The sequence below is a fragment of the Stenotrophomonas sp. Ker107b genome (assembly GCF_053847245.1).
Genome location: NZ_JBSPHX010000001.1, coordinates 1,956,392 through 1,971,120, shown reverse-complemented (window position 1 = coordinate 1,971,120; position 14,729 = coordinate 1,956,392). Strand labels below are relative to the sequence as shown.

The following is a 14,729-nucleotide window of genomic DNA, read 5'->3' as shown; positions in this document are numbered from 1 at the left end:
TTTCCCCCCCAAATGAGGGTGGGGCAAGCAAACCGCCTTTTCAGTGAGTAAACGGTGAGGGTGGCTGCGACAGAACGTCGCAGCGCGCTCACGCGCAGAGCTTGGAACGCTTGGGCAACTGCGCCTTCAGGAAGGCCATCTGATCGGCCAGGATGTTGCGGTTGGACAGGATCATGTGTTCGATCCAGCTCGGCCGATAGGGCACGGCGAGCAGCGGCATGCTGGCCTGCTGCGGGGTGCGGTTGCTCTTGCGCGAGTTGCAGTGGAAGCAGGCGCTCACCACGTTCTCCCACACATCCAGGCCGCCCTTGGAGATCGGCATGACGTGGTCACGGGTCAGTTGGGGGCGATTGAACTGTTGCCCGCAGTACAGGCACAGGTGCGAATCGCGCGCGAACAGCGCGGGATTGGACAGATTCGGGGTCGGGTCGATCGCGCGGGAGCGGGCGTGGCCACGGGCAGCGATGATCGGGTGCAGGTCCAGACCACTCTGCAGGCCGGTGGTACGGCAGATGCCGCCGTGGATGTGCAGGCAGGGGTCGCCGAGGGTCCAGGCCACCGCGCCGCGCGCGTAGAGGCAGGAGGCATCCTGCCAGTTGATCCAGTCGAGTACGCGCCCGTGGGCGTCCAGGGCCAATAACCGCACCGAGCCGGGCCGATGCAGCGTAACGATCGGCGACACCTCAGCGACCGGGGCGGACGAGGCTCCGGTATCGATCAGACCCAAGCGTGTAGTGTCTGTCTCCATCGGGAAAACAGCTTATACCCGAATCGTTACCAAATGGGTATAGGCGGCAAGCGCCTACCCATTTGGTAACGATTCGGACAGGCATTCCACCTAAGCCCCGCGCCTGTCGGCGCGCCCCCTTGAACATCAAGGGGGCGATTCTCCAGAAGGTGTATCGGGGTGCCGACCAACGGCCGGCACCTGCGTGGTCCAGGCGGCCGATCAACCTTCGCCGAAATGCGCGTCGGTCATGGCCATCAGCGGCTCGGCGCCGGACTGGATCGCGGCGGCGTGGCTGAGCGTGCGCGGCAGCACGCGGGCGAAGTAGAAGCGGGCCGTCTCGCGCTTGGCCTGCTTGAACGCGTCGCTCTGCGCGGAGGCCTCGGCGGCGGCGACGCTGCGGGCCCACCAGTAGGCCAGCACCACATAGCCCGAGTAGAACAGGTAATCGAAGCTGGCTGCGCCGAGTTCATCGGGGTTGGTGGCCGCGCGCTGCAGGGTCGCCATGGTCAGCTTGGCCCACTCGTCGGCCTTGGCGCGCAGCGGGGCAATGAATTCGGCCAGCGCTTCGTTGCCTTCATTGGCCTTGGCGAAGGCCTCGATCTCGGCCAGCATCAGCTTCAGCCCCGCGCCCTGGCTGGAGGCGGTCTTGCGGCCGATCAGGTCCAGCGCCTGGATGCCGGTGGTGCCTTCATACAGCGTGGTGATGCGCGCATCGCGGGCCAGCTGCTCCATGCCGTGCTCGCGGATGTAGCCGTGGCCACCGAAGCACTGCAGCGCGTTGTAGGTGTTCTCGATGCCCCATTCGGTCTGGCAGGCCTTGGAGATCGGGGTCAGGAAGCTCACCAGCGTGTCCGCGCGTTCGCGCTCGCCGGCATCCTCGGCGTGGTGGGCGACGTCGATCAGGGTGGCCGCGTGCAGGGCCAGCAGGCGGCTGCCTTCGACCAGCGATTTGATGGTCAGCAGCATGCGCCGCACATCCGGGTGGACCAGGATCGGGTCGGCCGGCTTTTCCGGGTTTTTCGCACCGCTCAGCGAACGCGACTGCAGGCGCTCGCGGGCGTACTTCAATGCGTTCTGGTAGGCCCGCTCGGACAGGCCGATGCCCTGCAGGCCGACGCCCAGGCGCGCGGTGTTCATCATGGTGAACATCGCCTGCAGGCCCTTGTGCGGCTGGCCGACCAGATAGCCTTCGGCACCGTCGAAGTTCATCACGCAGGTGACCGAGCCCTTGATGCCCATCTTGTGTTCGATCGAGCCGCAGCGCAGCGCATTGCGCTCGCCCACCTTGCCCTCGCGGTCGACCTTGAACTTCGGGGTGACGAACAGCGAAATGCCTTTGGCCCCGGCCGGTGCGTCGGGCAGCTTGGCCAGCACCAGGTGCACGATGTTGTCGGTGAGATCGTGCTCGCCGGCGGTGATGAAGATCTTGGTGCCGGTGATGGCATAGCTGCCATCCGCGTTCGGCTCGGCCCTGGTCTTCAGCAGGCCCAGGTCGGTGCCGCAATGCGGTTCGGTCAGGCACATGGTGCCGGTCCAGCGGCCGTCGATCAGCGGCTTGAGGAAGGCGTCCTGCTGCCAGGCCTCGCCATGCTGCTTGAGCGCTTCAATCGCACCGTGCGAGAGCAGCGGGAAGTTGCCCCATGCCAGGTTGGCGGCATTGATCATTTCATTGAGCGGCACGCCCAACGTATGCGGCAGGCCTTGGCCACCCAGTTCCGGTGCAGCGGTCAGACCGGTCCAGCCGCCGTCCACGAACTGGGCGTAGGCCTGCTTGAAGCCCGGCGGGGTGGTGACCTCGCCGGTGGCCTGGTCGAGGACGCAGCCGATCTCATCGCCCACGCTGTTCAACGGCGCCAGCACGCTGGCACTGAAACGGCCGGCTTCTTCCAGCACGGCATCCACCACATCGGCGGTGGCATCGGTCAGGCCAAGGCGCGCGAACAGCGGCTCGACCTTGAGCACGTCATGCAGGGCGAAACGGATATCGGAAAGCGGGGCGGTGTAGCTGCTCATCGGGGACAGTCTCGATCAGTGGCGAAGGGTGGCGGAAAGCCCGCCGGTCAGCGCAGGACGCCGGGCAGGCCGGGAGCCTGGTTGAGCGTGCTGCGGCTATCAATCTCGAACGTGCGTTGCTTCTTTTCCTGCGGGGTGGCGCTCACCGTGCCCTTGAGCGAATAGCCCAGGGTGCGGTTGCCGGCCAGCGCATCGGCCATCACCAGGCGTGCGCCCGAGCTCGGCTTGAGCTCGACGTTGACCACATCGGCCGACACGCCACCGATCGACAGCGCCGGCTGCAGCTGCAGCTGGCCAGCGTCCTGATCGCTGACCTTCAGCTGGAGCGCGACGTTGTCGAAGGTCATGGGCATGGAGCTGAAGTTCTGCAGGCGCAGCGCGATCGTCCAGCTGCCATCGGCACGCACCGTCAACTCCTGCACGCTGGCGGCCGGCTCGGAGACGCGTTTGACCGTCTTGTTGCAGGCGGTCAGGGTCAGCGAGGCGATGACGACTAGGGCAAGGGCGAGGCGGGGACGGAAGCGGTAGGACATGGTGCGATCCTCAGGCGGGTGTTGCATGGGTATGAGCATACTACGGCGTATGGTATTCGCGCTGCCCGGGGCAGCGTGACGCAAGGGTAGGGCACCGTGATGACGGCGCCACGTGCTTTTAGTCGTGGGAGGTGCGGGCGGGCGCGGGCCTCTGGAGTGGCCCGGCCGGGTCAGTCCAGCGGCGCCATCACCCGCAGGGGGGCGAGGTCATAGCCCATCGCCTCGGCGCGGGCTTTGAGCTGATCGAACAGGGCCGTGTCCATGCTCGGCGAGCGCGACAGGATCCACAGGTACTTGCGATCCGGCTCGCCGACCACTGCCCACTGGTAGCCGGGGTCCAGTGCGATCACCCAGTAATCGGCCCATACCAGCGGCACCCAGGACAGCCAGTCCGGCACGAAACGTACCTGCAGGCGGCCGGGGTGTCCCTCGACGGCCCGCGCTACGCCATCGGCGGCGACGCGATCGCCATCGGCCTGCCGGCAGGCGTTGTGCACGCTGATCCGGTGGTCAGCCCGCAGACTGTAGGTGGCGGTGATGTCGCCCACGCACTTCTTCTGGAATGACACCGGCAGGTGCGCGATTTCATGCCACTGGCCCGCGTAGCGGTCCATGTCCAGCACCTCCACCGAGGTCACCGGCGCGGCGGCCCAGGCCGGGGCACTGGCGGCTAAGGCAAGCAGGGCACTGAACAGATGGCGGCTGCGCATGGTCGACACTCCAGACAAGACGCAGCGAGCTTAGGCATAGGCTGAGCGGAAATTGTGAATATTCCGTCATGCAGTGGCCGTCCCACGTCGCTGACGTGCGCGTGGCAGCGTGCGGCACCCGCGCTACCGACTGTCAGCGGAGAGTTCCCGCGTGGCGTTGCCGCTCTCGTCCAGGAAGCGCACCTTGGCATCTCCCGAGGGCGTCACCACCAACTCAAGCCGCGGCTTTCCTTGACCATCGCGCAGGGTCAGCATGGCATCGCGCGCATCAGACTTGCCAAGGAACACGCGCTCGGTGATCGCAGGAATGCCCTTCCGATGAAGTGCTTCGTCCCGCTCGGAGAAGAACGGGCGGGACAGGCCATCGGCAACGTCATTGAAGGTCAGCCCTGCGTAGTGTGTCCCCGCATCATCCACGCCCAGCAGTTGCATCTGCTGATCCTGCTGATAGCGATCAAAGGTCAGGCTCATGCCGCTGGAGGGTTTGCCGCTCTTGTCGAGCGAACCGTTGTAGATCAGCCCGCCGTTTTCCGTTCCTTCATCGTTGAAGAACAGCATGCCTGCCATCGGGCGCGGATGAGGTTGCTCCTTGTTGTGAATGACCACCCCAGGAAACAGCGTGCGATTGGAGATCGCCAGCCGCAACGTTCCGTCAGGCTCCTTGATGTTGATGCGTTGCGCATCAATGACATCAAAGCTGGCGCTGCGCTGTGACGTTGCACCCATCATCAAGGCGGCCATGGTGAGCAGGCCGGCCGCTGCGCAGCCCAGCGTCAGTCGCCGTTGGTTTCGCTGCAGATGCGCGATCTGCGCCTGCAGCACTTCGATGCTTTCGGACATCACCTCTCCCTGTGTGTGCGGCCATGGGGACGAACAAGCGCGGCCGCAGACGATCCTGTCCGCCGGGTGAGCATGCCAGCGCGTGGCGATGGACGGCAAGGCGCGCAACGGCCCGCCCGCGGAAATCATCCCTGAGCGGTGTGCCCGCTTTGCAGCGCGCGATGGATCTCCGCCTCGATCATCGCTTCATCGTCGCGTGCGGCCCAGCGGCTGATCGTGACGATCACCAGCACCGCGCCGGCCATGAAGTAGGCAGCAGGCACCACCGCCAGACTGGCCAACAGCGCAGGCGCGAGGTCGTGTGTGTGTTGCCAGTGCTTCACCACCGCCACCAGCGGAACGATGAGCAGGCAGACGAACATGCCGATCATCAAGGTGCGGATGAAGGGATGCATCTGGAACGCACCTTCAAGCCGCGTGCCGCGTTCGGTGGGGATGCACTGGCCGATGAAATACGGCTTGAAAGAGTTGGACACGAACGGGCGCGTCCAGCACAGGCGGATCCGTTGAGCGGAGGCCGTCCCGCGCATTCCGGCGACAGAGAGGCGCGGGCCATGCTGGATCGACTGCTTGAGGCGCAGCACGGTCACATCGATCGGGGATGTGCTGTGGAAGGCAACAGGACGTTTGCCGAACAGCGCGGCGAACAAAGCACGAACCATGTGCGGAAGCTCCTTCCTTGAACGCTGCGTGATGTAGCGACGCCGAACAACAGACAAAAAAAATGACCTGCATTTCTGCAGGTCATCTGAAATTGTGGTGGCCGGGGACGGAATCGAACCGCCGACACGGGGATTTTCAATCCCCTGCTCTACCAACTGAGCTACCCGGCCACTTCATCGCTGCGTTGCCGCTGGCGAGGACGCGAATAATACGGAGGTATGAGGGGTTCGGCAAGCGTTTCGCGAAAAAAATTTCACATTTGTTTCCGTACCCCTGTCCGCAGACACGCAAGTGCTTGATACAGCGGGTTCGCAGGCAGCAGCGGAACGCATGAACCCCGGTTCAGACGCGGGCCCGGCGCAGCGGTCACTGCTCACGCACCGCGGGCGTGGTCCTCATCCGGCATGCACCACAGCAGCGCGATGCCGATGGCCATCATGACCGCCGCCAGTGCCAGGGCGCCTTGGTAGGAGCCGCTGTCGCGCGCCAGCGTGCCGGCGATCGCGGGGGCGATGATCTGGGCGACGCCATAACTCAGCGTCAGCGTCGCCATCGCCTTGGCAGGATTGTGCGGGTAGTGGCGACCGACCACGGTCAGGGTCAGGCTGACGATGCCGGCGAAGGTCAGGCCGAACAGCACGGCGCTGGTGGCGCCGGCCCACACGCCGTCGTCCAGGAGCGGCAGCACGAATGACACGGTCTGCAACGCATAGGCGAACATCAACGCGCGGATCAGGCCCAGCCGCGCCGCGATACGGTCCCAGGCGAACGTGGAGGGGATGGCGGTGATCCCGACCAGCACCCACACCCAACTCCCGCGACCGGCGAAGGCAGGGGTCTGCACGAGAATGGCGACGATGAACGTCGCGCTGACCACGAAGCCGAACCCCGCACAGAAGTAGGACGCGATCAGCAGCCAGCGCCAACGTTGCCCAGGGGGCGCGGGCGCTGCGGTACCGCTCGGGCTGGAGATCGGCACCGGTGCGGGCATCCACGCCCAGGCAGGTATCAAAAAAACGAGCGCAAGCGCACCGAGGGCGAGCCATTGCTGCGAGGACAGCAGATGATCGGCCATCGCCGCCGCAGCCAGGCCGGAGACCGCGATGCCCATCCCGAGCCCGGCAAAATGCAGGCCGAGCCGGGGGCGGCGCTGATGCGCGAGCAGCCAGTTGAGCACCAGCCCCGAGGCCAGCAACAGGCCGGCCGTGCTGGACAGGCCGGCCACGAAGCGCAGCACGCTCCATGCCGTCATGTCTGCGGTGGCACCCATGAGGGCGGTAGAGATCACCGCCAACACCAGCCCGACGCGGTAAAAACGGAATTTCAACTGCATCTCGCCGACCCGGGCAACCAACAGCGTGCCGGTGAGATAGCCGAGGTAATTGAAGGTCGCCAGCCATCCGCCGTTGGCCGCTGACAGTCCGGCATCCTCCCGCATGAGCGGCAGCAACGGGGTATAAGCAAAGCGGGCCAGGCCCACGGTCAGCACCAGGGCGCAGATGCCGGCAGTGATGACCTGCCAGGGGGCGCGGGAAGGCGGCGCAGTCGATGAGGACAGCATGGTGGCTCGCGCCTGCGTCAACGCGCGTCGGGACATTGCAGGCGGGTCAGGCGCTCGCCATCGAAGTCGGCCACGATGCTGCCAGCGCTTGCCTTGTGCGCCGGCCAGCGCGCCTGCTCCGCAGCGCCCGGCAGCGGATTGCCGAGGTGGAAGTACACCTTCCCGCGGGAATCGCCGGGTTGCAGCCCGGCGCAGCCGGCGATCGGCGCGGCGCGCTCACCGCAGTCGCCCTGCAGCAGGCACAGCCGCGTATGGCACTGGCCGTTCCCGGACGACCAATGGCCCTGTGCGGCGAGGCATCCTGGTTCGGTAGCAAGGATCGCCCAGCACGCCAGGCCGAACACGGTCGTGGCCGACATCAGCACAGGCAGCAGGTAGCGGCGTGGACGCGAGGGGAAGTTGCTCATGGCACGATCATGCGCCTGGCATCGCTGCCGGGGCAATCCGTCCACCGCGCGAGGCACGGATGGAACGCTGTGGCGCCATGGGACGCGGCGGTCGCCGCCGCACAAGGCCTGCCGGGCCTGGCAGCGTGCTGCACCAATGGAACGCTGTTTTACCCACCGCCCGTGCACATGTGGAACCCGTAGTGTCGGGATTCCTTTCTGTTCGCTTGGAGTCACGCCACGATGAATGCCCTGACCAACACCCGCATCGTGCTTGCATCGCGTCCCCACGGTGAGCCGGTAGCCGCCAATTTCCGCCTTGAGCAGGTGCCGGTTCCCACGCCGGGTCCCGGTGAGGTGCTGCTGCGTAATCGCTACCTGTCGCTGGATCCCTACATGCGCGGTCGCATGGAAGAGGGGCCGTCCTATGCCGCGCCGGTTGCGCTGGATGCGGTGATGGAAGGCCGCACGGTAGCCGAGGTGGTGGCCTCCAACCATCCGGACATCGCGGTGGGCACGCAGGTGGTGGCCTCGGGCAACTGGCAGACGCATGCGGTGGTGCCCGGCGACTCGCTGACCCGCACGCTGGAGGACAACGGGCTGCCGCTCAGTACTGCCCTGGGTGTGTATGGCATGCCCGGATTCACCGCTTACGTGGGTCTTCAGGAGATCGGCAAGCCGCAGCCGGGCGAGACGGTGGTGGTGGCTGCCGCCAGTGGTCCGGTCGGGGCGACCGTGGGCCAGATCGCCAAGCTGCAGGGCGCGCGCACGGTGGGAATCGCCGGCGGCGAGCAGAAGCGCCGCTACCTTGAAACCCTGGGGTTCGATGTGGCGCTGGATCATCGTGCCGACGATTTCGCCGAACAGTTGCGCGCGGCGGTGCCCAACGGGATCGATGTCTACTTCGAAAACGTGGGCGGGCATGTGTTCGACGCCGTAGCGCCGTTGCTCAACGATTTCGCGCGCATCCCGGTGTGCGGCACGATCGCGACCTACAACGCACGTGGCGCGGTGCTGCCCGGCCCGGACCGTCTGCCCGGCTTCATGAGCCAGGTGCTGCGTCAGCGGCTGACCGTGCGTGGCTTCATCCAGTCCGATCTGCATGCCTTCTTTCCGGCGTTCCTGCGCGACATGGGCCAGTGGCTGAAGGACGGCAAGGTGCAGTATCGCGAAGACATCGTCGACGGGCTCGAGCAGGCGCCCGACGCCCTCTTCGGGCTGCTCAAGGGCCGCAACTTCGGCAAGCTGGTGGTCAAGCTCGACTGAGCACTGGGCCACGTGTGAGTGCGCCGTGTGCAAGGCCGTGCCGATCGTGATTCGTGCATCACGATCGGCCGGTTAGCCTGCGGATGAAGGCCCCGTACCGGGCACCGCACAAGTGAGTAGACCCATGGCAGACACCAAGCCCAGCGAACACGGCAAGCAGGAAGGCATCGAAGAAAGCCAGCAGGACCGCAAGCAGGATGAGACCGCCAAGCAGCGGCCGGCGCAGACCGATCAGGCGATCCATGACGCGGGAACGCGCCGGCCGGAGCGCAAGGATAATCCAGAGGGGGCGTAAGCCCGACCTGCAAACGCTGTAAAAACAAAGCCCCGGGAACAAAATTCCCGGGGCTTTGTGTTGAATAGTGGTGGAGCCAAGGAGGATCGAACTCCTGACCTCGTCGATGCGAACGACGCGCTCTCCCAGCTGAGCTATGGCCCCACGGATACCGCACTTGCCTCGCGTGTCACGTCTTGGTGCGCCGCGCGATGGATCTAGTGTAGCCCCGGCCAGTGGCGGCTGCCAAGAGGGGAAAGGTGGCCGCGACGCTCCGCCCACATCGCGCGCGGACGGCCTCGAACTGAACGGGAGAGTGGGTTTTGTGAGGATCGGTCGGCCGCAAACCCTTGCAGCACAACGGGTTGGATTTCTTGAGTAGCGAAATGTAACTAGACGCCATCGCGTAAAGAGGACCAAAACGGTGCCGATATGAAAGGGAGCCAATCCCTCATACCCAATCCCTTCGAGTCCCAACGATGACGACCCGTGCCGCCACCGTTTTCTCCTCCTCCATCGGTGCGCGTCTGGCGCTGCTGATGGGCCTGATCACCACTGTGGCTTTCATTGGGCTGGCGCTGCTGGTGTACCAGCAATCGGCGGCAAGCTACCAGCAGAGGGTGGAGGCCGGGCTGCAGTCGGCCACCGTGCTGATGCGCGACTCGGTCCAACTCTATGACCGCAGCCTCAGCGACAGCACCGAGCGCATGGCTGGCACTTTCCGCGCGATGCTGCCGGCGGGCGATGCCACCCTGGACCCCGCAAAGACGATCCTGATCGGTGAGCGGTCCACGCCGACGCTTCGTCTGGGCAGCGATGTCGTCAATCTGCAGGAGGCCGCCGTCGATCGCTTCGCCCAGGCGACCGGCGGCGTGGCCACCGTGTTCGCGCGCGAAGGGCAGGAGTTCATTCGTGTATCGACCTCGCTGCGCAACGCCGAGGGTGCCCGTGCCATGGGCACCGTGCTGGACCACGCCAATCCGGCCTACCAGAAGCTGCTGGCCGGCGAGCGCTACACCGGCCCGGCCCGGCTGTTCGGTGTGGACTACATGACCCACTACATGCCGATCACCGATGCGGCGGGCGAGGTCGTGGGCATCGCCTTCGTCGGGCAGAACTATTCCGATGGCCTGGCGGCACTGAAGACCCGCCTGCGTGCCTCGCAGCTTGGCAAGGACGGCTACTTCATCGCCGTCGATACCCGGCCTGGTGAGAACTTCGGGACGATCATCGCCGGGCCGGACGGTGAGGGTGGCAAGCTTCAGGGCAAGGTACCCGAATCCGACCACGCTACGCTGCAGGCGCTGTTGGACGGCACGCTCACGCAGGGCCAGGTGCAGCTGCGCAGCGGTGATCAGGGCGCGGCCCAGACGTACTTCGTGTCGACCCAGGCCTATGGTCCGTGGCACTGGGTGGTGCTGGGCATGGAGCCGGTCTCGGTGGTGCACGCCGTGCTTGGCAAGCTGATGCTGCACATCGCGTTGGTCTCGGCGCTGGCACTGCTGGCGGTGATCGTGGCGATGGTGCTGGTGGTCCGACGGGTGCTGAGCCGGCCGTTGGCCGAAGCGGGGCAGGTGGCCCGGGACGTTGCGGCCGGTCGTCTTGAAGGCAGCATCCAGGTGCGCGGGCAGGATGAGGTGGGCCGCCTGATGGCGGCGCTGCAGCAGATGCAGGGCAAGCTCCGCGCGATCATTGCCGCACAGAACGACATGAGCCGCCAGCATGCCGAGGGTACGATCAGCTACCGCATCGATGCCGACGCATTTGAAGGGGAGTTCCGCACCATGGTGACCGGCACCAATGCACTGGTGGAGGCGCACATATCCACCAAGCTGCGCATGGTGGAGCTGGTGCAGTGCTACGCCGATGGTGACCTGTCGCCCTCGATGGAGGCGTTGCCGGGGGAGAAGGCCAAGATCACCGACGCCGTGAACGGTGTGCGCGATCGCCTGCAGGCCATCAATGGGGAAATCAAACACCTGGTCGCCGCAGCGGCAGCGGGTGATTTCAGCGTGCGCGGCAATGCGGGCGCCTTCAACCACGATTTCCGGGTGATGGTGGAAGGACTCAACACCCTGATGGTCACCGCCGACCGCAATCTGTCCTCGCTGTCGGGATTGCTGCGCGCGCTGGCCGCTGGCGACCTGCGCGGACGCATCGAGGGCGAGTTCCAGGGCGTGTTCGCCACCATGCGTGACGATGCCAATGCCACCGTCAGCCAGCTGACCACGATTGTCGCCGGCATCCAGCAGGCGGCCGTCTCGGTGGCCACTGCATCGTCGGAAATCGCGGCGGGCAACGAGGACCTTTCGCGGCGTACGGAACAACAGGCGGCCAGTCTGGAAGAGTCCGCCGCCTCGCTGGAAGAATTGACCGCAGCCGTGAAGCAGAATGCCGATCACGCCCGGCGCGCCGATCAGCTGGCGGCGCAGACGGCGGCCGTGGCCGCGCAGGGGGGCGCGGCGGTCGCGCAGGTGGTGCAGACCATGGGCGATATCCAGGCGTCGTCGCACCGTATCGCCGACATCACCACGGTGATCGACGGCATTGCCTTCCAGACCAACATCCTGGCACTCAATGCGGCGGTCGAAGCGGCACGTGCGGGTGAAGAAGGCCGTGGTTTCGCCGTGGTCGCCTCCGAAGTGCGCGCGCTGGCACAGCGCTCGGCGCAGGCGGCCCGGGAGATCAAGAGCCTGATCGGGGATTCGGTCACCAAGGTCACCGATGGCAGTGCGCTGGCCGATGAAGCGGGGCAGACACTGCAGCGGATGGTGCAGGCCGTGGGCGAGCTGGGCGGGCTGATCGAAGAGATCGCCAGCGCCAGCCAGGAGCAGGCAGCGGGTATCGATCAGGTCAGCCAGAGCATCGTGCAGATGGATGGCGTGACCCAGCAGAACGCCGCCTTGGTGGAAGAAGCCTCGGCCGCGGCGCGCGCACTGAACGCGCAGTCGAGCGAGTTGCAGCAGTCGGTGGGGCGTTTCCGTCTGGCCGGGCACACGTCGGCGCGACGCCAGGCCGTTCCCGCCTGAGCCCCGCAGGGGCAGGGGTCGCCGCCCCTGCCCATTCTCGCCGATCGGCCGATGTGCAGGGCCGATCGCGCCGCGCGCCCTTCCGGGCGGCGCGCCAGGCGGGCATAATCCGCGCCAGAAAACGCGGCCGCATAGCCAGTGGACCAGGGGGGCCGGACAGCCGTCGCCCACAACTCCCTGACACCAATCTGCAACATCCAGCCAATACCGTGCCGCATCGCTGTCTCCACAGCGATGCCGATTTCCTATGGTGCCCGGCCATCTGCCGGATGCCCCGATCTGTACTACCCGAGACCTCTGCATGCCCGCTCTACGCCACGCCCCTGTGTCGACGCGTCTTCTCTCCCGTTCCCTCTCCGCTGCCGTGCTGCCGCGCCGCCGCGCGCTGGCGCTGGCCTGCGCCTCCGCTGCGCTGATGCTGTCCGCTGCCGCCTCGGCGCAGGACGCGCAGTCCGCCAGCGCGACCTCGCTGGACACCATCACCGTCACCGCCGACCACCGCGAGCGCAACCTGCAGGAAGTGCCGGTGTCGGTCGGCGTGGTGCAGGGCGAGAAGATCCGTGATTACACCGCTGGCGGCGATGACACCCTGCTGGCCCTGTCGGGCAAGGTGCCGAGCTTCTACGCCGAAACCACCACCGGCCGCATCTTCCCGCGCTTCTACATCCGTGGTCTGGGCAACATCGATTTCTACCTGGGTGCCTCGCAGCCGGTGTCGATCATCCAGGACGACGTGGTGCTTGAACACGTGGTGCTGAAGTCCAACCCTGTCTACGACGTGGACCAGATCGAGGTGCTGCGCGGCCCGCAGGGCACGCTGTTCGGCCGCAACACCACCGCCGGCATCGTCAAGTTCGACACGATCAAGCCGAGCCAGGATTACAGCGGCCGCGTGCAGGCCAGCTACGGCTCCTACGGCAGCGTGGCGATCGATGGCGGCTTCGGCGGCCCGATCAACGACATCGCCTCGTTCCGCGTGTCGGCGCTGTACCAGCACCGCGATGATTACGTCGACAACACCTACAGCGGCCCGAGCGCCGATGGCACGGTCTCGCCGAAGAAGAACGCCATGGGCGGCTTCGACGACCGCAACGTGCGCGCGCAGCTGCTGCTGCAGCCGAGCGACAACTTCTCGCTGCTGGCCTCGGCTCATGCGCGCGATTACGACGGTACCTCGACCCTGTTCCTGCGCAACGCGGTGACCAAGGGCTCCAACAAGACCGACGTGCCGCGCGACAAGGTCGCCTACGACGAAGCCGACAACAACCCGCAGGCTTACAAGACCTACGGCGGCTCGGTGAAGGCGATCTACGATTTCGGCAACGTTTCGCTGACCTCGATCACCGCCTACGAAACCACCTCCGGGTACAGCCGCGGTGACACCGACGGCGGCGCCGCGGTGAACTATCCGGTCAATGGCGTGCCGAACGGCTACGGCCAGTCGATGGGCCAGATCCGCGATCTGGACCAGTGGACCCAGGAATTCCGCCTGGCCAACGCCGATGACAACCGCCTGAAGTGGCAGGTCGGCGCGTTCTACTTCGACGGCCGCGACACCACCGATTTCTACCAGCGCGCCTGGTTCCTGCAGGGCAATGCCCGCAACCCGAACAACTGGGTGCGCCTGCGCAACGTCAATACCTCCTGGGCGGGTTTCGGCCAGGTCAGCTATGACGTGACCGACAAGTTCACCCTGACCGCCGGCCTGCGCCAGACCAAGGATGAGAAGAAGACCCGTCTGCTCAAGACCGCCGATACCGCCGCCGGTGCCGTGACCTACAAGGGCCGCACTTACGTGGAGATGTCCGACACCACGCCGAGCTGGGACCTGAGCGCGATGTATGCGTTCAACCCGCAGCTGAGCGTGTATGCGCGCGTGGCCCGCGGCTTCCGCGGCCCGACCATCCAGGGCCGTTCGGCCGTGTTCAATGCCGACTTCACCACGGCGAACTCGGAAACCATCCTGTCCTGGGAAGCCGGCATCAAGAGCAGCCTGTGGGACAACCGCCTGCGCGTGAACGCCGCCGCGTTCACCTACGTGGTCAACGACATCCAGCTCAACGGCAACGATTCGGACGGCAACGGCGTGCTGTTCAACGCCGACAAAGCCAAGGCCTACGGTCTGGAGGCGGACATGGAGCTGCGCCCGATCCCGAACCTGGCCCTGAGCGCCGGTATCAGCCTGCTGCACAGCGAAATCCAGGACGACCGCGTGTACGCGCAGGTCTGCGCCCTGAACGGCGCCGTGGTCTGCACGGTGAACGATCCGACCATCAAGGTCGGTGCCAACACCTTCGCGCAGATCAACGGCAACCCGCTGCCGAACGCACCGAAGTACAACATCAACCTGGCCGCGCGTTACGACATGCCGGTCAATGACAGCGATGTGTTCTTCGTGTCCACCGACTGGAACAAGCAGGGGTATACCAGCTTCGTGCTGTACGACTCGGCCGAGTTCAACTCCAAGGGCAGCTTCGAAGGCGGCCTGAAGCTGGGCTACTCCGCCAATTACGGTGCCTGGGAAGTGGCGCTGTTCGCGCGCAACATCACCAATGAGAAGAACCTCAAGGGTGTGATCGAGAACTACATGGCCGCGGTCTACAACGAACCGCGCACCGTGGGCGTTTCGCTCAACATGAACTGGTAAGAAGCGCGATCGCCGGTGCCGCAGGGCACCGGTGAGCATGATGCGTGTTTCGACAACGCCCCGCATCTGCGGGGCGT

At 65.8% G+C, this 14,729-nt stretch carries 12 protein-coding genes and 2 tRNA genes; 4 read left to right on the top strand and 10 right to left on the bottom strand.

Translation table 11 applies throughout. The features are described 5' to 3' along the window. Nucleotides 1–88 precede the first annotated feature (88 nt). The 9 genes from ACWV8V_RS08920 to ACWV8V_RS08880 all read right to left on the bottom strand — a co-directional run bounded on the left by ACWV8V_RS08920 (nucleotide 89) and on the right by ACWV8V_RS08880 (nucleotide 7,457). Nucleotides 89–748 (bottom strand): HNH endonuclease, encoded by a 660-nt coding sequence (locus ACWV8V_RS08920; protein WP_259261466.1) that lies wholly within the window; start codon nucleotides 746–748, stop codon nucleotides 89–91. A 201-nt stretch (nucleotides 749–949) separates the two neighbouring features. Next, complete coding sequence (locus ACWV8V_RS08915; RefSeq protein ID WP_455899489.1) at nucleotides 950–2,743, bottom strand: acyl-CoA dehydrogenase C-terminal domain-containing protein; 1,794 nt, start codon at nucleotides 2,741–2,743, stop codon at nucleotides 950–952. Between the two features lie 47 nt (nucleotides 2,744–2,790). Then, complete coding sequence (locus tag ACWV8V_RS08910; protein ID WP_259261468.1) at nucleotides 2,791–3,276, bottom strand: NDR1/HIN1-like protein; 486 nt, start codon at nucleotides 3,274–3,276, stop codon at nucleotides 2,791–2,793. 170 nt (nucleotides 3,277–3,446) lie between these two features. Next, nucleotides 3,447–3,986, bottom strand: a complete 540-nt coding sequence (locus ACWV8V_RS08905) for a lipocalin family protein (protein ID WP_259261469.1) — start codon at nucleotides 3,984–3,986, stop codon at nucleotides 3,447–3,449. A 123-nt stretch (nucleotides 3,987–4,109) separates the two neighbouring features. Further along, nucleotides 4,110–4,826 (bottom strand): hypothetical protein, encoded by a 717-nt coding sequence (locus tag ACWV8V_RS08900; RefSeq protein WP_259261470.1) that lies wholly within the window; start codon nucleotides 4,824–4,826, stop codon nucleotides 4,110–4,112. Nucleotides 4,827–4,951: 125 nt separating this feature from the next. Further along, on the bottom strand, nucleotides 4,952–5,476 hold the full coding sequence (locus ACWV8V_RS08895) for a hypothetical protein (RefSeq protein ID WP_259261471.1): 525 nt from the start codon (nucleotides 5,474–5,476) through the stop codon (nucleotides 4,952–4,954). A gap of 107 nt (nucleotides 5,477–5,583) precedes the next feature. Further along, a tRNA-Phe gene (locus tag ACWV8V_RS08890) sits at nucleotides 5,584–5,659 on the bottom strand. Between the two features lie 203 nt (nucleotides 5,660–5,862). Beyond that, complete coding sequence (locus tag ACWV8V_RS08885; RefSeq protein ID WP_346467842.1) at nucleotides 5,863–7,050, bottom strand: YbfB/YjiJ family MFS transporter; 1,188 nt, start codon at nucleotides 7,048–7,050, stop codon at nucleotides 5,863–5,865. 17 nt (nucleotides 7,051–7,067) lie between these two features. Further along, a complete protein-coding gene (locus ACWV8V_RS08880) occupies nucleotides 7,068–7,457 on the bottom strand; it encodes a hypothetical protein (protein WP_346467843.1) in 390 nt (129 codons plus the stop codon). A 222-nt stretch (nucleotides 7,458–7,679) separates the two neighbouring features. Between ACWV8V_RS08880 and ACWV8V_RS08875 the strand changes: the two genes are divergently transcribed. After that, complete coding sequence (locus ACWV8V_RS08875; protein WP_455899488.1) at nucleotides 7,680–8,702, top strand: NADP-dependent oxidoreductase; 1,023 nt, start codon at nucleotides 7,680–7,682, stop codon at nucleotides 8,700–8,702. Between the two features lie 124 nt (nucleotides 8,703–8,826). Next, on the top strand, nucleotides 8,827–8,997 hold the full coding sequence (locus ACWV8V_RS08870; protein WP_455899487.1) for a hypothetical protein: 171 nt from the start codon (nucleotides 8,827–8,829) through the stop codon (nucleotides 8,995–8,997). Between the two features lie 68 nt (nucleotides 8,998–9,065). Here ACWV8V_RS08870 and ACWV8V_RS08865 read toward each other — a convergent pair. Next, a tRNA-Ala gene (locus ACWV8V_RS08865) sits at nucleotides 9,066–9,141 on the bottom strand. Between the two features lie 314 nt (nucleotides 9,142–9,455). Between ACWV8V_RS08865 and ACWV8V_RS08860 the strand changes: the two genes are divergently transcribed. Beyond that, nucleotides 9,456–12,005: a Cache 3/Cache 2 fusion domain-containing protein gene (locus ACWV8V_RS08860; protein ID WP_455899486.1), complete on the top strand. Its 2,550-nt coding sequence runs from the start codon at nucleotides 9,456–9,458 to the stop codon at nucleotides 12,003–12,005. 301 nt (nucleotides 12,006–12,306) lie between these two features. After that, nucleotides 12,307–14,652, top strand: a complete 2,346-nt coding sequence (locus ACWV8V_RS08855) for a TonB-dependent receptor (RefSeq protein WP_346467910.1) — start codon at nucleotides 12,307–12,309, stop codon at nucleotides 14,650–14,652. Nucleotides 14,653–14,729 lie beyond the last annotated feature (77 nt).